This is a genomic window from Paenibacillus shenyangensis (genome assembly GCF_000346635.1).
In the GTDB taxonomy this organism is placed as follows: Bacteria; Bacillota; Bacilli; order Paenibacillales; family Paenibacillaceae; genus Saccharibacillus; species Saccharibacillus dauci.
The window spans coordinates 88,126-107,664 of the sequence record NZ_AOIG01000011.1 but is presented as its reverse complement, the minus strand read 5'-3'; the positions used below and the strand labels follow the sequence as shown (position 1 = coordinate 107,664).

The 19,539-nt window shown below is 48.0% G+C and carries 17 protein-coding genes and 1 other annotated feature (1 of these 18 only partly in view); of the genes, 6 read left to right on the top strand and 11 right to left on the bottom strand.

Annotation, left to right across the window (positions count from 1 at the left end):
• Window positions 1–140, top strand: a binding site (T-box leader) (it extends 98 nt beyond the left edge of the window).
• Window positions 141–295: 155 nt separating this feature from the next.
• Window positions 296–1,471: an aminotransferase class I/II-fold pyridoxal phosphate-dependent enzyme gene (locus H065_RS0110390; protein WP_017812990.1), complete on the top strand. Its 1,176-nt coding sequence runs from the start codon at window positions 296–298 to the stop codon at window positions 1,469–1,471.
• A 187-nt stretch (window positions 1,472–1,658) separates the two neighbouring features.
• On the opposite strand, the gene H065_RS0110385 is transcribed toward H065_RS0110390, so the two are convergent.
• The 8 genes from H065_RS0110385 to H065_RS0110350 all read right to left on the bottom strand — a co-directional run bounded on the left by H065_RS0110385 (window position 1,659) and on the right by H065_RS0110350 (window position 9,581).
• Window positions 1,659–2,732 carry a M42 family metallopeptidase gene (locus H065_RS0110385; protein WP_017812989.1) on the bottom strand — a complete coding sequence of 358 codons (1,074 nt, stop codon included), beginning with the start codon at window positions 2,730–2,732 and terminating at the stop codon, window positions 1,659–1,661.
• A 433-nt stretch (window positions 2,733–3,165) separates the two neighbouring features.
• On the bottom strand, window positions 3,166–3,900 hold the full coding sequence (locus H065_RS0110380; protein ID WP_017812988.1) for an alpha/beta hydrolase: 735 nt from the start codon (window positions 3,898–3,900) through the stop codon (window positions 3,166–3,168).
• Between the two features lie 182 nt (window positions 3,901–4,082).
• Window positions 4,083–5,120: a metallophosphoesterase family protein gene (locus tag H065_RS0110375; protein WP_017812987.1), complete on the bottom strand. Its 1,038-nt coding sequence runs from the start codon at window positions 5,118–5,120 to the stop codon at window positions 4,083–4,085.
• Window positions 5,117–5,449: a DMT family transporter gene (locus tag H065_RS0110370; protein ID WP_017812986.1), complete on the bottom strand. Its 333-nt coding sequence runs from the start codon at window positions 5,447–5,449 to the stop codon at window positions 5,117–5,119. Before H065_RS0110370 ends, H065_RS0110375 begins: the two co-directional genes overlap by 4 nt.
• Window positions 5,446–6,252, bottom strand: a complete 807-nt coding sequence (locus H065_RS0110365) for an HAD family hydrolase (protein ID WP_017812985.1) — start codon at window positions 6,250–6,252, stop codon at window positions 5,446–5,448. The genes H065_RS0110370 and H065_RS0110365 overlap by 4 nt, the downstream gene beginning before the upstream one ends.
• A 32-nt stretch (window positions 6,253–6,284) precedes the next feature.
• Entirely contained in the window at window positions 6,285–7,625 is a 1,341-nt protein-coding gene (locus tag H065_RS0110360) for an ABC transporter substrate-binding protein (protein WP_026136157.1), read from the bottom strand.
• 133 nt (window positions 7,626–7,758) lie between these two features.
• Complete coding sequence (locus H065_RS0110355; protein ID WP_036629777.1) at window positions 7,759–8,559, bottom strand: carbohydrate ABC transporter permease; 801 nt, start codon at window positions 8,557–8,559, stop codon at window positions 7,759–7,761.
• A 143-nt stretch (window positions 8,560–8,702) separates the two neighbouring features.
• Window positions 8,703–9,581 carry a carbohydrate ABC transporter permease gene (locus H065_RS0110350; protein WP_017812982.1) on the bottom strand — a complete coding sequence of 293 codons (879 nt, stop codon included), beginning with the start codon at window positions 9,579–9,581 and terminating at the stop codon, window positions 8,703–8,705.
• A 196-nt stretch (window positions 9,582–9,777) separates the two neighbouring features.
• On the opposite strand from H065_RS0110350, the gene H065_RS0110345 reads away from it, so the two are divergent.
• From H065_RS0110345 to H065_RS0110335, 3 genes are all read left to right on the top strand, one after another.
• On the top strand, window positions 9,778–10,341 hold the full coding sequence (locus tag H065_RS0110345) for a GbsR/MarR family transcriptional regulator (protein WP_017812981.1): 564 nt from the start codon (window positions 9,778–9,780) through the stop codon (window positions 10,339–10,341).
• Between the two features lie 93 nt (window positions 10,342–10,434).
• On the top strand, window positions 10,435–11,409 hold the full coding sequence (locus H065_RS0110340) for an aldo/keto reductase family protein (protein WP_017812980.1): 975 nt from the start codon (window positions 10,435–10,437) through the stop codon (window positions 11,407–11,409).
• 141 nt (window positions 11,410–11,550) lie between these two features.
• Window positions 11,551–12,102 (top strand): O-acetyl-ADP-ribose deacetylase, encoded by a 552-nt coding sequence (locus H065_RS0110335; protein WP_017812979.1) that lies wholly within the window; start codon window positions 11,551–11,553, stop codon window positions 12,100–12,102.
• A 222-nt stretch (window positions 12,103–12,324) separates the two neighbouring features.
• Here H065_RS0110335 and H065_RS0110330 read toward each other — a convergent pair whose 3' ends face one another.
• The 3 genes from H065_RS0110330 to H065_RS0110320 form a co-directional block, all read right to left on the bottom strand.
• Window positions 12,325–13,620 (bottom strand): galactokinase, encoded by a 1,296-nt coding sequence (locus H065_RS0110330; RefSeq protein ID WP_017812978.1) that lies wholly within the window; start codon window positions 13,618–13,620, stop codon window positions 12,325–12,327.
• Between the two features lie 256 nt (window positions 13,621–13,876).
• Entirely contained in the window at window positions 13,877–16,072 is a 2,196-nt protein-coding gene (locus H065_RS0110325; protein ID WP_017812977.1) for a bifunctional alpha,alpha-trehalose-phosphate synthase (UDP-forming)/trehalose-phosphatase, read from the bottom strand.
• Window positions 16,073–16,348: 276 nt separating this feature from the next.
• Complete coding sequence (locus tag H065_RS0110320) at window positions 16,349–17,053, bottom strand: YceI family protein (RefSeq protein ID WP_017812976.1); 705 nt, start codon at window positions 17,051–17,053, stop codon at window positions 16,349–16,351.
• Window positions 17,054–17,265: 212 nt separating this feature from the next.
• Between H065_RS0110320 and H065_RS0110315 the strand changes: the two genes are divergently transcribed.
• Window positions 17,266–17,949 (top strand): response regulator transcription factor, encoded by a 684-nt coding sequence (locus H065_RS0110315; protein WP_017812975.1) that lies wholly within the window; start codon window positions 17,266–17,268, stop codon window positions 17,947–17,949.
• The gene (locus H065_RS0110310; RefSeq protein ID WP_152425866.1) at window positions 17,934–19,412 is read left to right on the top strand and encodes a HAMP domain-containing sensor histidine kinase; all 1,479 of its coding nucleotides are present in this window, start codon (window positions 17,934–17,936) and stop codon (window positions 19,410–19,412) included. The genes H065_RS0110315 and H065_RS0110310 overlap by 16 nt, the downstream gene beginning before the upstream one ends.
• Window positions 19,413–19,539: the final 127 nt, after the last annotated feature.

Here is a 19,539-nt window from a genome sequence, read left to right as displayed (position 1 = left end):
GAGAAGCAGGCTGAACATTACAGTAGGTACTGCCGCATTTCCAGCGTTAACGGGAACACGTATTGATGGATACGTTGCAGAGTGCCGCTTTGTCATGAAGTGGAACCAGGGTGGTAACACGGGCAGAGCTCGTCCCTTTTCAGGGGCGGGCTCTTTTTGTTTTCCCAAATTCCGAAAATACAGGCTCTACATGATAATCCCAACTCAATCATCCATGACTTGATATGATCCAACCCAGAATAACAATAAAAAAAGGCGCTCCCTGACGGATACGCCTCACCGAGGAGGAACTACAATGAGTTCAATGACCAAAAGCAATCTGATTACTTCGCTGGTACAGGAAATGCCCCCATCGGGGATACGCAAATTTTTTGACTATGCTTCCGGACAGGAAGATATCATCTCTCTCGGGATTGGAGAACCGGACTTCACAACACCACGGGCAGTACGAGAAGCTTGTATCCGCGCGTTGGAAGAAGGGCGTACCGAGTATACACCCAATGCCGGTCTGCTCGAGCTGCGTGAAAGTATCGCCGGCTATCTGAATACGAGCTACCAGCTGGACTATGATCCTGTTCACGAGATGATGGTGACGATCGGCAGCAGCGAAGCACTTGATCTGGCACTGCGGGTATTGATCAATCCGGGCGATGAGATTCTGGTTCCTTCTCCCTGTTATGTATCCTATTCTCCCATTACCGGACTGTGCAGCGGTACAACCGTAGAGATTGAGACCTCTGCCCATAATGGATTCAAGCTGACGGCTGCCGAACTGGAGTCCAAGATCACTCCTCGCTCCAAGCTGCTGATTCTCAGCTATCCGAGCAATCCGACCGGCGGTATTATGAGCTATGACGATTGGCTGCCGATCGCACAGCTGGTGGAAAAGTATGATCTGGTTGTCCTTTCCGATGAGATCTATGCCGAACTGACCTATGGAGCCAAGCACGTCAGCTTTGCCTCCATGCTGGGTATGAAAGAACGTACACTGCTGATCAGCGGGTTCTCCAAAGCATTCGCAATGACCGGATGGCGTATTGGCTATGTATGCGGACCAGAGCAGCTCATCGAGCCCATGCTCAAAATTCATCAATATACGGTGATGTGCGCGCCTATTCTGGGCCAGATTGCCGCTATCGAATCGTTGAAGCCACACGGTCTGGAATCCAAGGATCGAATGATGGAATCGTACAATGAACGCCGCCGCATGTTTGTGACCGGGCTGCGTCAGATCGGACTTCCTTGCCATGAACCCCAAGGTGCATTTTATGCTTTCCCTTCTATCGCTCATACCGGACTGACATCCGATCAGTTCGCCGAGCAGCTGCTCAAGGAGATGAACGTGCTGGCGGTACCGGGAACGGCTTTTGGCCAGAGCGGTGAAGGATTTATCCGCTGTTCCTACGCCACTTCGGTTCCCAAGCTGGAGCAGGCACTGGAACGGATGCAGCAATTTATGCAGCGGCTGTAAAAGGTTAGGCTTAATGGCATTGGTAACGCGATTTGCGATTTGCGATTTGCGATTTGCAGGATATTATAACGGATGCGACAGCGTTGCCCTAAAGTGAGATTTCATTTATAAAACAAAGAAGAACATCCCACTGCATATGCTGTGGAATGTTCTTCTTTGATACATATCTGCCAAAACAGCTAACCCATTAGCCAAATAGCTCGTTTACCAAATCCCAGTCCAGCTTCTGGATCACTGCGGTAAGCAGAGTGGCTGCCTGATCAAAATCCTTTTTCGCCATAATTGCATTATGAGTATGGATATAGCGCGTTGGGAAGCCGAAGGATAGAGTCGGACAGCCTTTGCCGCTAATATGGAATTTGCCGCCATCGGTTCCGCCTCCCGGGATCGCATCAACCTGTAGCGGAATATTCAGCTCTTCTGCTGTGTCCATAACCAGATCACGCAGACCATTATGCGGAATCATGCTGGCATCGAACAGCAGCATCAGCGGGCCTTCACCTACACTGGTCTGTGACGGTTGGGATTCCTGACCCGGCATATCGCTTGCTACACCTACATCCAGTGCAAAAGCAATATCCGGTTCTACCAGATTGGCAATTGTTGTAGCACCACGCAGGCCTACTTCCTCCTGTACAGTGGCACCGGCGTACAATACGTTCGGATGCTGCTGCTCTTGCAGACGCTTCATCACTTCTACAGCGAGCGCACAACCTGCACGGTTATCCAGTGCTTTGCCAACCCAGAGTTCATCGTCGCGCATTGTGGTGAATTCAGATACCGGTACGATCCAGTCGCCGGGGCGCACGCCCATGACTTTGGCATCTTCAGCATCTCTTGCACCGATATCGATATACATGTTTTTAAGTGGAACGACTTTCTCGCGTTCGGCGGCTTCCAGGATATGCGGCGGCTTGGAGCCGACGATACCGATATAATCGCCTTTACGCGTCTTGACTTTGACACGCTGGGACATCACTGAATGCGGCCACCATCCGCCCAGCTGCTGAAATTTGAGAAATCCTTTGGAAGTAATACCAGTCACCAGAAATCCGATTTCATCCAGATGTCCGGCGATCAGTACTTTGGGTCCGCCTTCATTTCCTGTTTTTTTACCTACAATGCTGCCCAGGCGATCCTTGAGAATTTCATCGGACAACGGCTCCAGATAACCAGCCATTTTATCCCGAACACTTCGTTCAAAACCGGATACTCCATCGGTCTCGGTGAGTTCTTTCATCATCTGTGTCATTTCATCCATGCTGTTGTCTCTCCTTTTATCATTCAGTAGTCAGCATTCATCTAAGGTCGCATAGGCTGCCATGATCTGCTGCGAGATACGTAATCTGCCGAATTCTGTTGTCCTTATGCTTTGTATTTACTTTCCTGCATGAATGTTCCAGAAACAGACAGCTCTGAGACTGATTGTATGGCAACAAGAGATAATTGGCAAACCTAGGGCTAGTCAGGGATTCCAGAGTGTAGGATTAATTCGTATACTGCTGCATAGATGCAATGCATTATTAATTCTATATAGACACGTGCTGCTTAATTTCCTTTTTTATCCTAATGCTGGATTGCCCGTTATTATACATAACGCATACAAGAAAGAACAAAACACCGCCTCATCTCCTGTATGATGACGGTGTTTTGTTCTTTCTTGCCTTTATCGATTATCCATCTGTCATAATCTGCTACAGACTTTCCAGAAACCGGTACACATCTTCAAATACCAGGTCATGCTGCTTGTCCATCGTCAGGATATGCCCGGATTGATCATACCATTTCAGTTCTTTCACCGGCACTGTCAGCTCGTCATAGATGATCTGTGCGCTTTCCAGATAAAGCTTTTCATCCAGCTCTCCCTGCATAATCAGTGTTGGTGCAGAGATCCGCTTGACTTGACGGGCAGTTGAAGCAATCAGCTCGCGCAGCTGATCCAGGCTGTGCAGCGGCTCTTCCGCCAGCTGTTCCAGTTCCCGCTCGATCTGCATCTCTTCCTTACCTTCAATTGACTTGAACCAGCGGGCGTATTCCAGTACCCGTCTGAGAATATCTTCATTGCCTTTCTCGCGTACAGGGGCGCACATGGAGACAATAGCCTTGGCAGGAAACAAAGTACCCAGACGCAGCGAAAATACACCGCCGAGTGAGACACCGACCACAGCAATCTCTTCATAACCTTCCTGCTCCAGATACTCATAACCCTCTACTGCACTTTTCCACCACTCCGAAGGCTTGGTGTGAAGCAGTTCTTCCGGAGTACTGCCGTGTCCTTTGTACAGTGGGCCATGACATGTATATCCTCTATCATTCAGGAAACGTCCCAGTTTGCGAACGTGCAGCGTATTGCCGGTATATCCATGCAGCAGCAGAACAGCCTTCGTTCTTCCGCGATAGGTAAATGACTGAGGCGGAACCAGTTTCATCCGATCATCTCTCCAATTCTATTTTCTCTATAATTAAACAGAATGACTGCCGTAAAAACAGAACCAGAAGTAAGAATACCATACTTGCCGCCGGGAGCCTAATCTTAGAATATACGGATTAGAATCCCGGACAGCAGTCGGTAATCCAGCTTCTGGTTGGAAAAGATCGATCGATTTCTGTCCTACTCGGTCACCATGGCACCGGATGGATAAGCAACTGTGTAGTCGGCTTGCTCTATCCATGTGCTGGTAACAAAGTTCCGTCCACGTACGTGAACATGACGCTCATAGATATCCACATAATAGCCTTCGCTACCTTCCAGATATTCATCTGCATCCGTCCATAGATATCCGACCGACGAAGCATTGAACATTGCAGGCAGTACCCCTTGTCCATCATACATGGTATGCGGTGATCCCAGCTGCCAGTGCGTATGTCCGGTAAATAGAATCACCTGCGGATAGCTGGACAGAAGGCGGCGCAGCGCTTCATCCTGATGAACTCCGTACCAGCCCTGCTCTTCCAGCGAACCGGCGACCGTATTCATAAGCGGTTGATGCAGGAAAAGAAATATCGGACGTATCTGCTCAGCAGATGCTGCCAGTGTGCTGTCCAGCCATTCCAACTGCGCAGCCGAGAGATGACAGTCTTTGGATAACGGCTTTTCCGTACCGATAAAAATAAAATGATACCCGCCAAGCCAGCGATCATAATAAGAACCTGCTGTACCTGTTGCTTCATTAAAATTACCAATGCGGCGCTGCCACAGCTCATCAGCGGCAGCAGAATAGTCCTGATTACGTTGGGAAGCTTCGGCTGTCATCTGTGCCTGGTACTGTTCCCATAATTCCAGTAGCTGCTGTCCGGTGAGCCCTGTCAACTCCTGCGGAGCTTCTTCCCAGATAAAATCGCCTACATCATGATTTCCCATTGTAAAAAAGAAAGGTGGCAGCTGGTGACGATACTTCTCCCATATCCGGTGCATTTCCCTGTATTCCGCTTCCAGACCATGATCCGTGACATCTCCCGCATGCATAACGCCGAGACTGGGCTGACCGTAGGAGGCAATATCCGCCAGCGCCTGTTCCCAGTGAAGATTATGGATATGCTGCGGATTATCGGTGACATGAGTGTCCGTGATCACCTGGAAGCTTGCTAGCGGCATTTCCAGATCAGATTGCTTCGACTGCGTTACCGAATTTATTTTATATTCATTCATTGTGCATCGCTCCATTTCAATCCGATAATCCCGACGATAATCAATACCATCCAGCATACCGATGCTGTTCTCAGCCGTTCTCCGAAAAAGTAATATCCCGCAATGCTGATCAGCGTAATCCCGACACCCGACCAGATTGCATAGGCGATACTGATCGGCATATACCGCACCGCATAGTTCAGCATGGTGAAGCTGGCTCCATAGCAGACAAACATCAGCACCGAGGGCAGCAGTCGACTGAATCCATCTGACATCTTCATCATCATCGTACCGGTCAGCTCCAGCACAATGGCTAGCAGGAGCAGTAGCCAGCCTGTACTGCCTGTCATTCTCCTGCTCCATCCTGCTTCCGTAGTTGGGCAAAAGAAGTAATCACTGCATCCGCAGACGTTACATCCACACCTGCACCCATACCAATTGTAAGCAGACAGCCTGCCGCTCTGCCCATCTGCATATCCCCGTTCGTATCTCCAATTACAGCGGTCTGTCCGGGCGCTACCCCCAGCTCTTCACAGGCGAGTATCACCATATCGGGAAAAGGCTTGCCCTGACTCACCCGGTCATTGCCAATAATGATATCCAGACTATCTAGCATCCCCATCCATTCCAGATGCTTGCGAGCATTGTCCGTGTCATCTGCTGTAACTACCGCCAGTCGTATTCCCTGCTGTTTACAGCGATCCAGAAATTCTCGCACTCCTGGAAGGGGATACGTCGGCTTGACACGCTCGGTAGCTCGATCTGCTTCCCTGATACAGTCACGAACAATAGATTTGGATACCGCCCAGGATAAGCCAGCTCGATATCCGTGCCACATCAATATGGCATAGACTTCATCCATCGTCCCCATTGCAAGAGGACCCCGTGTATCGTAGTCAATCATCCGTCCCTGTTCGTCGTGGATTGTGCCCCAGATATGGGGAATATGCTCTTGCTCCAGTAGACAACCGTGCTCTGCCAGCCGCAGGTTCATTAGCCGCAATACTTCATTGGTCCAGAATCCCCACATCCGGTTAAAGTCGAGCAGTGTCCCGTCCTTGTCCAGCAGTATTGCCTGAATTGATTGCTGATTCCATAACTGTTCATTGATCTGATCGAGCACATTCGGTTGATTGGTCGTAATTTCTGTCATTGGTGTATGTCCCTTTCCTGCATTTGCCTGACTTAGCGACGGTTTGCACGATCTAGCTCCTGCTGGGCTTTTACTTTGGCTTCCTGCAGTGCCTGGGCAGCTGGCACATTGTTGATCTGTACTTGATCAGCAGCTACTTTGAGTGCATCAGTGATTTTGCCGCCTGTAGGATCCTGGAATGGCGCAGAAGCATGAGCAGCCTGCTTGAGCGGTACTTCAATCTGTGGATTTTTCGCGCTGAATGCTTTGAACTCCGGATCTTCCAGTGCGGATTGACGCACCGCGATATAACCGGTATTCATCGACCATTGTGCCGTGTTGGACGCTTTGGAAAAGTAGCTCAGCCATTTGAATGCTGCCTGCTGCTGCTCGGGACTTGCTTTGGCAGGAATGCCCGCCATGATCGCATTGGCGACCGGTTTGCCTTCGCCTTTGCCTTCCCAGCCCGGCTGCTCCATTGCACTGACAATCTTGAAGTCCAGGTCGCCCTGATCTCCGCTTGAACCGGTATAGCCTGCTGCTTTGTTTTTCATTACATCATCTATCGTTTTGTACCAGTATTCCCAGCCTTGTCCACCAGAATGAATGCCCATAATCTGATCTTCATGAATCCATTTGCGGAACATCTCCCATGTCTCAACCCACTCCGGTGAATCGATCGTGACCGTTTTGCCATCCGGACTCAGAATACTGCCACCTTTGCCCAGTACGGCATCGATCATATTGTCACTGCCCCACATCGGCTCCCAGCCATAGAACGTTGTTTTGCCATTTTCTTTTTTGGTCATTTTGGCAGCTGCTGCCGCCAGTGCTTCCCAGGTGGTAAGGCTCGCCGGGTCAATATCATTTGCTTTGAGTGTATCCTTGCGATAATACATGACCTGGGTGGTGCCATACATCGGCAGGAAATACTGCTTGCCATCTACCTGTCCCTGAGTCAGGAATGTCTGTACAAAGTCTTCTTTTTTGAAATTAGGGTCGGCTGCAATAAAGGAATCCATCGGTGCATAGTAGCCTTTTTTCGCCCAATCCACATTGGAGCTTAGCACCGCAGCGGGTACCTGACCGGAAGCAATAGCTGCCTGCAATTTTTGACCAGTTTCATCATAATCTGCCTGCACAATTCCTTTGACGACAACTTCTTTTTGGGAGGCATTGAAGGCATCAATGGTTTTCTTCATATTGTCGCCAAGTTTCCCGCCCAGTCCGTACCAGAATTCGATTTCAACAGGTCCATTGGATGAGGTAGCTGTACTTGCAGCACTGGTAGCACTATTGCCGGGTGAACCGCAGGCCGTGATCATCAGGAAGCTGGCAATGATCATAAGCGGTAGTGCTGATTTCCATTTCAACAGGGAACGACGTGTGCTCATTTCTTTTTTGAATAAACGTAATAATTTCATCAATAGCAGCCTCTTCTCATGGATAAGATGGTGGCCTGTTCAAGGTCCACATAAATCTGTACGTTAATGCATAATCTAAATCTGTACCTTTTGCAGATTTTGGCTAGTTCTTGTTGACTCCTGCCGACATATTCACACTCTGCATAATCGTTTTCTGGGTGAACAAAAACAGGATCAGCAGCGGCGCGATTGTAAACGCGCTGGCAGCCATAATTTGCGGCCATTTCAGACCATAGGCGCCTCCCTCTACAAAGAAACTTCGTAGACCTGCCGATACCAGCTGCAGATCAGGACTCTTGGTAATCAGCATGGGCCAGAAATAGTTGTTGTACTGCTCGATAAAAGTAATCAGTACCATCACTGCAAAAGTTGAACGGGCCAGAGGTGTGATAATTGTCCACAAAATCCGGAAATGAGAAGCTCCATCCAACTGTCCGGCTTCGACCAGTTCATGTGAAATCTGCATAAATGCCTGCCGGATCAGAAAGATCGAAAATACGCTGACACAGTTCGAGAGAATCAGCCCGGTATAACTGTCCAGTAGCTGTAGCTTGCTCAGTACCAGATAGCTAGGCAGATAGACCGCTGTACTCGGAATCATATAACCAAGCAGCACGACACCGGTGAATAGACCTTTGAGCCGAAATCGCATATGGGTCAGTGCATACGCCATCATGCTCGAATTAATAATCTGCAGCAAGGAAATAGCTGCACCTACACCGATACTGTTCAGAATATAACGGGCAAATGGAGCAGCATGCCAGGCATCCACATAATTACTCCATAGAAAAGTCTCTGGCCAAAAAGTCGGCGGAAAACGGAAAATCTCATCATTGGTCTTGAATCCGCTCATGATCATCCAGTAGAAAGGAAAAGCCATCATCAGACTGATTATTGTCAGCATTATATATCGCAGTAAGGTCCCTACATTCCAGCGGTATCGGGTCACCGCGCTACCTCTGCTGCCTGCACTCTGTAATCCTGATCGGCGGCGCCCTGAATGAGCCGGTGGATAGGATGCGGTGTCTTTGTCTGCTCCTGTCATATTCACTGATAATGCACCATCTTTCGTCCGATCAGGAAGGAACATCCTGATAACAAGACACAGATTAGAATAATAACGACTGCCACAGAAGAAGCCTCCCCTACATTAAATGCCTCAAAAGCAGATTGATAATACAGATACAGTAGTGTACGCGTCGATCCTGCCGGACCGCCCTGGGTCATAACGTTAATCTGATCGTAGGCCTGCAGGGACTGGATGGTCAGGATTACCGCCAGGAAAAAGGTAGTCGGTGAAATCAGCGGCAGCGTAATATGACGGAATCGACTCCATGCACTGGCTCCATCCATAGAAGCAGCCTCCAGCAGATCCGATGGAAGATTACGCAGCGCTACCAGATAGAAAATCATCGCCCAGCCTACTGATTTCCATAAAGTTACGATTAGCACAGCAACCAATGCCCAATTCGAATCCTGCAGCCAGCCGATACCGGCAATGCCGAACCAGCTCAGTACATGGTTCGCATATCCTACATCCGGCTGGAAAATCCATGACCAGACGATGGATACGGCTACTGTCGGCGTTACCCATGGTGAGAAAATAAAAGCCCGGTATACACCCGAAGTGCGAAGCTTGCTGTTCATCAGCAGCGCCAGCAGTAGTCCACCTACCATAATCGGAATAACACTGCCCAGTCCGAATAACGCGGTTACTTTCAGCGCCTGATAGAATTCAGGATTCCCCAGCAGATATCGATAATTCTCCAGTCCGACAAACAGCTTGTCCGGACTCATAAAATCCCAATCCGTGAAGCTCAGATAAAATATGTATCCAAGAGGGCCCAGCCAGAATACCAGCAGCGGAATCACAGCCGGCAGCGTAAACAGCAGTGCCTCGCTCTCGCGGAATATTCTCGTTTTCAATGCATCCACTCCTACGTTCAAATTTTCTTTAATAATTCTCTTAATCTGCCTTTTTTCATGTTATTATGTGTTCTGTACAAAAAATATTGTACAATCAATTACGATAATATGAGTTATCTCCATGTAAAAACATTGACGATTCATGTAAATTTTTCTGCTTTCTCTGAAAATAATCCATAGATAATGAGGGGATGCAATGGAAAAGGAAATCAATAAGACTCCTGATCAAGATACTCGTTCCAGACAGCAGGAACTGCGTGCCGACATGATTGAAGCGATCGCCCAGACGATGGATCTATACGGTGTGAATCATTCATTTGGTCAGCTATATGGTGTAATGTACTTTGAAGACCGCCCCATGACACTGGAAGAAATGAAGAATGATATGAATATGAGCAAAAGTAATATGAGCTATGCCGTCCGTTCCCTGATGGACTCTCGTATGATCAACAAGCTGGACGAGAAGCGCGATCGCAAAGATCAATATCAGGCGGAGACCGATTATTTTCGCACATTTCAGAACTTTTTCGGTACCCGACTGCAGCGGGAGATTGACGTCATGACAGCTTCGATGAACGAGGTGATTCCCGAGCTGTCCGAGATTATCCTTTCCCGGCATACGACAACCGAAGAACGAGATAGCTGTCTGCGCGATCTGCATAAGCTACAGCATGCACAGCAGTATTATGAATGGTTGCAGCATTTTGTAAATGAACTGCAGGCAGGCACCTATTTTCCTGCTTCAGGGCAAGATGAGTAATCCAGCAGATTGACGAATCTTGTTTTTTGTTCAATGATGGATAAGACGGCAATATGATTGCCTCTATTCTGTCTTACATAAGGAGTGTTCCCCATGAAATACCGTAATCTTGGCAATACCGGTCTCAAAGTAAGTGAAATCGCGCTGGGCAGCTGGCTTACCTATGGTACTGCCGCCGAGCAGCAGGCCGCTGATCAGTGTATTCGTACCGCATTTGAATACGGTATTAATTTTTTCGATACGGCAAACGCTTACAACCGTGGTGAGGGTGAAAAAGCCATTGGTGCAGCCCTTGCTTCCTATGAGCGTTCCAGTTATGTATTGAGCACCAAAGTCTTTTTCCCGATGGGTGAGGGTCCCAATGATCGAGGTTTGTCACGCAAACATATTATGGAGCAGTGCGAAGCCAGTCTGAAGCGGCTGGGTACTGACTATATTGATATTTATTTCTGCCACCGCTTCGATCAGGAGACCCCGGTTGAAGAAACGCTGCGTGCACTGGATGATCTGACAGCACAGGGCAAGATTCTGTATGCGGGTGTCAGTGAATGGAGTGCCGCTCAGATTGCCGGTGCTGCTGCGATCAGCGATCGCCTTCGTCTGCGTCCACTCGCTTCCAATCAGCCGATCTATAATCTATTCGAGCGTTATATTGAAGATGAAGTACTGCAGGTATCCATGCAGCATGGGCTGGGTCAGGTCGTCTTCTCTCCGCTCGCACAGGGTGTATTGACCGGTAAATACAAACCCGGCCAGGCTCCGGCAGCAGGTACACGAGCTGCCGATGATTCGGTGAATCAGGTGATTAACAGTTATCTGCGTGAAGATGTACTGGGTGTTGTAGCAGAACTGAATGAACTGGCAGGCAGCATGGAGATTACACTGTCCCAGTTGGCGCTGGCCTGGGTACTGCGTCAGCCAGGAGTTAGCTCTGCGATTATAGGAGCGACCAAGCCGCATCAGATTCAGGAGAATGTAGAAGCGGTAAATATATCTTTGAATACCGGGGTGCTGGAGCAGATCGATCAGATCATGCTGAAAATCAAGGATTTTGCGCCGATGCGCTAATCTATGCCTGCATAATGTTCATAATTCTGGATATTCCGCAGTATAAATAAGTCGGCAGAACATCATCGGAACTACGCGTATACAGCGTAATCAGCAGATATCGAATCTGTTCAGGCAGCCCGCTGAAGGAGGAGATTCGTTATGGAAATACGATTTAAAGATACAATTATTGAAGCGGTTCAGGGTGATATCACCCGTGAAACGACCGATGCTATTGTCAATGCAGCCAACTCCAGTCTACTCGGAGGTGGCGGTGTAGATGGAGCGATCCATCGGGCAGGCGGACCGGAAATTCTGGAAGAGTGTCAGAAGATTCGTGCCCGTCAGGGTGGATGTGCAACTGGAGATGCCGTCATTACAACCGCAGGCAGACTGCCGGCACGTTATGTGATTCATACGGTTGGTCCGGTATGGAATGGTGACAGCAATGGCGAAGACAATTTACTGCATAACTGCTACCTGAATTCACTGGCACTGGCTAATGACCATGAAGCGACCAGTATTTCTTTTCCGAATATTAGTACGGGAATCTACGGCTATCCCAAATCCCAGGCTGCCGATGTAGCGATTCAGGCGGTCAAGGAATATGTACATCTGAGTGCTGGAGGACATATGCAGCGTATCCGGTTCGTCTGCTATGACGCAGAGAATCTGGCACTGTATGAGCAGAAGCTGCAGCAGGCTTTTCAGTAACTCACCACTATAATGTCGGTAATAAAAGACGAAAAAGACCCTGATCTCCAGATCATTTCCATGGAACCTTCCGTGCAGTATATGCATGGAAAATCTCCAAGGAATCGATCGTGGATCAGGGTCTTTTTTGATTGGAACGATAGATCATGATAGTGCAATACTGCCTATCTACACTCTATCCATCCTGCTTTTTATCTTGTCATCCGGCTATACACTAATCGCTTATAACAAAGCGTTCAGGCAGAATGCCCCTTTTTCACGAATACGAATATCGAAAATGGATGTGCCGAGCGTCTTCTCGATCAGCGCTCTGTAACCTGCAGCATGTTCATTCGGAATGACAGCCAGAATCACACCGGCAAAACCGCCACCATGCAGACGACAGGCACCACCGCCAATATCCTGCAGGTAGATCTCTGTAATAGCCAGCGCGATCGCCATACTCTGATCATGATGATCCGAATCGCGATAACAGTTTTGCAGCCATTTCCAGGATGAATTGCCGGAAGCGGTCAACAGACGAAGGAATGCAGGCATATCATCCTGACGCAACGCTTCGACCTGATGGTCTACCCGGCGATTCTCTTCCAGGAAGTGCATCGCTCTCAGAATAGCACGATCACCTGTCTCCTGACGCAGACGGGGCAGCTCTGCATAGATCTGTTCCAGCGTAATATCGCGGCAGAACTCGGCACCCAGTGCATGGGCAACAGCGAACATTTCATTAGGTACACTCGCATAATCTTCAGTCAGATCTGCATGGTTACCACCTGTATTCACGACCATCATGGAGTATCCTGCCGCCTGGAAGTCATACTGCAGCTGCTCCACCTGAGGCTGGGACGGATCGGCAAAATCCATCGCCACCATACCGCCATAGGCACAGGCCATCTGGTCCAGCAGACCGGATGGTTTGTTCCAATATTGATTCTCGGCATATTGACCGATTTTGGAAATATCGGCAGCCCCCAATGTACCCTTATTATAGAAATGATTCAGAATCGTACAGATCAGCATTTCAAAAGAAGCCGAGGAACTAAGTCCCGAAGCCGCCAATACATTGGTCGTTACGTAGGCGCGGAATCCTCCGACCTCAAGTCCTTTTTCACGGAAACCGGATACAATTCCTCTTAGCAGCTTAGTGGTAGCGCTCTCAGAATCCGATACATCCGATTCATCCAGATTGACTTTGAACTCTCCTTCATATCCTTCGGAGACGAGCACAATCACTGGTTCCGATGTAGGTACGGCTGCTGCGATTGTATCCAGATGAATACTGCCTGCGAGTACTTTACCATGGTTATGATCGGTATGGTTTCCACCAATCTCTACACGGCCTGATGCGCTAAACAGCTGAAGTCCGTTCGTATCCACTCCATAATGATTCAGGAAATTCCCGATCATCTGCTCATAACGGGACTGCTGCATCTCCAGTTCGTCCTGTCCATATAATCCAGTCAGCAGCTGCTGCATGCCTGCCTGACGCATATATTGCTGTGTTTGTTCCAATGTACTCATCATATACCCTCCACTTTCATAAATATGTATCTTCACTCGTCTAAGTATAATCGCCTCTTCCTCACAGGGACAGGATAAAATTCCAATATTCACGACAATTTGCTAGTTCATGTCCGTTGTCGCCACATGATTCACCCAAATACCAGAATGAAATTTCCTTTTCTTCCATAAAAAAGCACCCGGATCTTGTCCGAGTGCTTTTTACTATTTATCGGGTAAATGCCAAACCTGCTTCTTATGCAGCCAGGCCTGTTTATTATTTATTGCTCATATCCACGAAACGCTTAAGCAGCTGGCGGATATTGCGGAACGATTGCAGACGATAGTTGGCATGTGTATTGCCAGCGCCCACCTTGATAGAGAATGCATCTTCCGGCAGTGCATCGAACAGATCTTCATCCGTATGATCATCGCCTACACCGAAGATAAAGTCATAATCTTTGCCCTGCATCATCTGATGGGCGCCATGACCTTTATTCATTCGGGTATCTTTGATCTCCAGCACTTTATTGCCTTCCAAGATACCAAGACTCATCGATTGAGTGATGGAGAGCAGTGCTTCACGCAGTTCATTACGCTTCAATGCACCGATTTCCGGTTCACACTGTCTGTAATGCCATGCAAGAGAATACTCTTTCTCCTCGATCAGAGAACCTGGTGTACGGTCTGTGTACATTTCCAGTACATGACGGATTGATTCTTTCCAGTCATTGTCGACACTCATGGTCATTCTCCACTCGCCGCCCGGCTCACGCAGCCACAATCCATGGGAAGCAATAATGTGCAGATCCAGATCGCCAAGCCATTTCTCGATCACATCACGGTCACGTCCGGTGATAATAACAACCGTATTACGCTTGTCGGCGCATAGATCTTTCAGAATCTCGCGCAATTCCTCATCAGGTTTGGCCTGATCCGGTGTTGGTTTGAAGCCTACCAGTGTACCGTCATAATCCAGGAAGAGTACACGTTTGCTGGATTCCACATACGCTTTTTCTACCGTAGAAGGCTCGGATTTGATATCGACTACATCTTTGGTTTCTACCTGAGAATCAGTCGTATTTTTGAGAGCTTCGAGGAATTCATCTGCCCAGAACTTCACGTTATAACGGGAGATCCGGCGATGCAGCATTTTGTTGCGCTCGATTTTCTCATGGTCCGGCATATCCAGCGCGGTTTTGATACCCGCAGCAATCGCGCCATAATCATTGGCATTGACGATAACCGCTTCACCCAGCTCACTGGCTGCACCTGCAGTCTCACTCATCACGAGCATGCCTTTATAGTCATTGCGAGCAGCAATATACTCTTTGGCAACCAGGTTCATCCCGTCGCGCAGTGGAGTAACGAGTAGTACATCACTATTGCGGTAGAACGCGATCAGATCATCCTGTGTAAAGGTACGGAAGAAGAACCATACCGGCATCCAGCTCAGCGTACCGAATTGTCCGTTAACCGCGCTGACCAGTTCTTCGATCTCGCGTTTGAGATTATCGTAAGCTTCGACGCCTACACGGGAAGGAGCCACGATCAGGTTAAGACGGACTTTCTCATGATATTCCGGATATTTGATCAGGAACTGCTTGAATGCTTTGATACGCTCAGGCAGTCCTTTGGTGTAATCCAAACGGTCTACCGAGATAATATTCTGAACGGATTTGGTGCTTTCGATAAATTCCACTGCTTCGTTGGACAGATCACTATGCAGCGAAGACTTGGAGAAATAATCGTAGTCGATACCCATTGGGAAGGCTTCGACCTGAACACTGTACGTTTCATAATTCACTTTGTAAAGGTTATGTTCTTTGCCCAGCAGACGACGTACACTGCTCAGGAAGTGACGTACGTAATCATAAGTATGGAATCCGATCAGGTTAGCACCCATGAGCCCTCTGAGGATCTCTTCGCGCCAGATAAGTAAACGATAGATTTCAAAGGAAGGGAACGGGATATGCAGGAAGAATCCAATTTTGGTATCCGGATACTTCTCACGAATCATCTGCGGTAGCAGCATCAGCTGATAATCATGAATCCAGATCGTGTCATTGGGTTCGATCACTGGATCAATAGAGTCGAAGAACTTCTGGTTGACCCTTTTGTAAGCTTCCCAGGTATCGGTATTGTATTCAGTCGCATTGGTGAAATAATGGAACAGCGGCCAGATGGTTTCATTACAGAATCCATGGTAATACTGTTCGATTTCTTCTTCGGACAGGAAGATCGGCAGGCAGTTGTACTCTTCACGCAGCTCCTGATCAATCTCTTTCTCGTCCTGTTCAGTCAGATCATTGCTGGAAATACCAGGCCAACCGGCCCACAGGCTATCCCCCTGCTCATGATAACTTTTTAGTCCGGTAGCCAGGCCACCGATACTTTTACTATATTGAAGATCGGACTCATTTTTTTTCACTGTTACTGGTAGACGATTGGATACGAAAATTATTTTACTCATTGAATCTCCTCTCCTAACCAAAGTATAATGTAGAATTAAATAATTGTTGTTAAGTGGATAGTGCTCGGTTAAACCGGTGCTCCTATTGGTCAATGGCAAATTACCCTTATTTGCACATTCCGACTCAGCCCTTGCTAATTAAGTTGCATGATTGCTTATCTTATTCTATGTAAATACATAACAAAAAGCCTATGGAGCCCTTAATCCATAGGCTTTTTGTTATTCTGATTCTATAGGGTATATGGTTTATACTTGAACCCTGATTATTTATTCGGATTACCCTTTATTCAGCACCAGTTCCAGCTGTACATTGATATCATTCTCCGTGCTCATGACAACCGAGTGAGGATTACTCATGCCAAAGTCCTGGAAAGTAACCACTGTTGTACCGGATAACAGAATCTTGCCATCCTGATAGACACCTTTGGCATCAAAAGTCACTTCTTTTTCTATACCTTTGACTGTCAGTGTACCTTTCATTTTGAACGCATTGGTTGCACCGGATGTCCATTCGGTTGGCAGTCCTTCAAAAGAAGTTGCTTTGAAAGTAGCATTCGGGAATTTACTTACGTCAAAAAAATCGGCTTCTTTGACATGCTCGTCACGCTGCGCGGTTCCGGAGTCAATAGCACTCATATCGATCTGGCCTTCAGCAGACATCTGGGCAGGCTCATCCACATTCACTTTCCAGTTCCCTGTTACTTTTTCATCTACAAAGTTGACAGTCTCCTGCGAAGTCGTTACCGAGAAATATACTTTGGAACCAGTGCTGATCGCCCAGTCGCCGTTCAGTTCTTTGCCGGTCACACTAGCTCCACTAGTAGCTGTCTGGCCCTTGGCAGCTGCGGCTTCCGTTGGAATGACCTGCTGTATTTCTACCTTGTTCCCCATATAGCTCTGCATGAATGTATATCCACCGACAGCCAGCAGTACCACTACAACTGCAGAAGCAATTATCCAATTTCTTGTTTTTTTCGTCATTCTTATTCTCTCCTTTGGTTAGATCATGACGTAAGTATAGTTGGTGAATGTGTCGGGAATATGTCGATGATACTTTTTTTGTTTTGCTTTCATTATAATGAGCACCTGTAATAATAAAGCTTGCAGCTCAATTTCCCGCTCATATACAATAGGTATAAAAAAGTAAGTGTTATGTATGGATATGATACTGTTTAACAAGGAGCATCACCCTTATGAGTCTGATTCTAATTATCGAGGATGAACCGGCGATTGCCCGTGTTTTGTCCGCTTATTTAAAAAAAGCCGGCTTTGAGATTGAACATGCGGCAGACGGTCATACAGCGATGGAGAAATTCCAGTCCTGTTCTCCTGCGCTGGTCGTACTTGATATTATGTTGCCGGGAATGGATGGCTGGGAGCTTCTACAGCTTATTCGTGCTCAGGGCGCATGTCCGGTAATTATGCTGACTGCACGCGACCGGATGGAAGACCGACTGAACGGACTCGATAGCGGAGCCGATGATTATATGACCAAGCCTTTTACCCCTGAAGAAGTAGTCGCGCGGGTTAATGCCGTACTGCGTCGACGTCCTTATCTGACTGATGGCGAGAGCAAAAGACATTTTGGCAATCTGGTTATTGATCTGGCAGCCAAGCAGGTGTATCTGAATGGTGCAGAGGTACCGCTCAGTCCGCGAGATCTGTCACTGCTGCTGTTCCTGTCCGAATATCCCAATCGGACTTTTACACGCGATCATCTGATTGAACAAGTCTGGGGCATGGATTATGAAGGCAGCGACCGGGCGGTGGATCTGTCGATCAAGCGTCTTCGCCAGTCTCTCTCCCACTGGTCGGCAGATACCGGAGAGATCCGTACATTACGAGGAATGGGGTATCAATTTTGGGTAAACGAGTAAAACGAACACGGTCCACATCACTCCTGTCCTATTGGACAATACGATATTTCATTATTCTGTGTATCGGGTTCACTATTATCGCGGCAGCAGCGATCTACTGGATGCGGGATGCCACGATGGAGAGCCGTCTTCAGACAGCCGGTCTGCTCGGTCAGGAGGTAGCTGATCGTGTCACCTCACCGGAAGGGCAGCTTACAATCCCGCCCAAGCTCGATTATATCGTCAAAAACAGGCTCTTTTTCTTCAATATCGATGAGTACATCTGCGTAATGATTACCGACCAAAAGGGCGATCTCAAATTCTCCCGTCCTGCCATGACCGAACAGCAGATGCATGACAAGCTGACCGATGATCTGAGTCAACCGCGAGATGATCGGTATGTAGCGATTACGACGCCGATCGATAGCAATAATGAACAGCTCGGCAAAGTCATCATTTTACAATCCAAAAGAGCACTGACATACAGTCCGCAAGAAATGATGATATCCATCCTGCTGCTGGCCATTCTGATTCTGTCGGGTTGGCTGACGCTTTACCTCTTATCCCGCAAGCTGGCTCGTCCGCTCAGCAGCGTAGCCGATGCCGCGCAGCAGATTCGTCAGGGCAATTATGATGTGCAGCTGAATATTCATACTCCCGAAAGAGAGATTCAGCAGCTGGTCTCTTCCTTTGAAGATATGGCCAAACGGCTCAAGCACCTGGAAGAATGGCGTGCTCTCTCACTCGCCGGCGTCACCCACGAGCTGAAGACTCCGGTCACTTCCATTAAAGGACTTGTTATGGCTGTGCGTGATGAAGTGGTAGTCCAGGAAGAAGCCCAGGAATTCCTCGATATCGCGCTTAAGGAATCTGACCGGATGGAACGTATGGTGGCCGATCTGCTGGACTATAATGCATTTGCTTCCGGTAGTGTGGAAGTTCGTCAGGATGATATCGATCTTCCCGTACTGATTGCCGAAGTCATCTACCAGTGGAATCTGCTGCATGACTCTACTACGGTTCGGGTTACGACTGACTTGCCTCCATCTTCTCTTTATACGGTGGGAGATGCGCTGCGTATTCAACAGATTATGGTTAATTTGCTGAATAACAGCCTTCAGGCAACTGCATCCGGTCAGACGCTGGATCTGCATATTCGAATGTATACCGAACAGCAGAATATCCAGATTGAAGTAACCGATAACGGAACCGGCGTTGCCCCGGAAGAGCAGGATTATGTGTTCGAGCGCTTTTATCGTGGTGAACACAAAAAACGGGCTGTACGCGGTCTGGGTCTCGGCTTAACCTACAGCCAGCTGCTGGCACGTGCTCAACATGGAGAAATTGTGCTGAAGCATAGCTCTTCTACGGGTACGACTTTTGTATTGAAGATGCCGCTATCCAGCGATATCTCACCTATTCAACCAGCTGTTTATGCAGCCAAGCCTTCTTTTAATATGGAAGCTCTCCCGAAAAAGTATTGACGGTTGAGGTTGCGGTTGCGGTTGCGGTTGATTGCCAATGCTCTAATTTTGAGAGGAAGCCATCTATACGAGGATAGAGTAACAAATACAACGTCAGCGTACTTTCAAATCGTATAGTATCGATCTT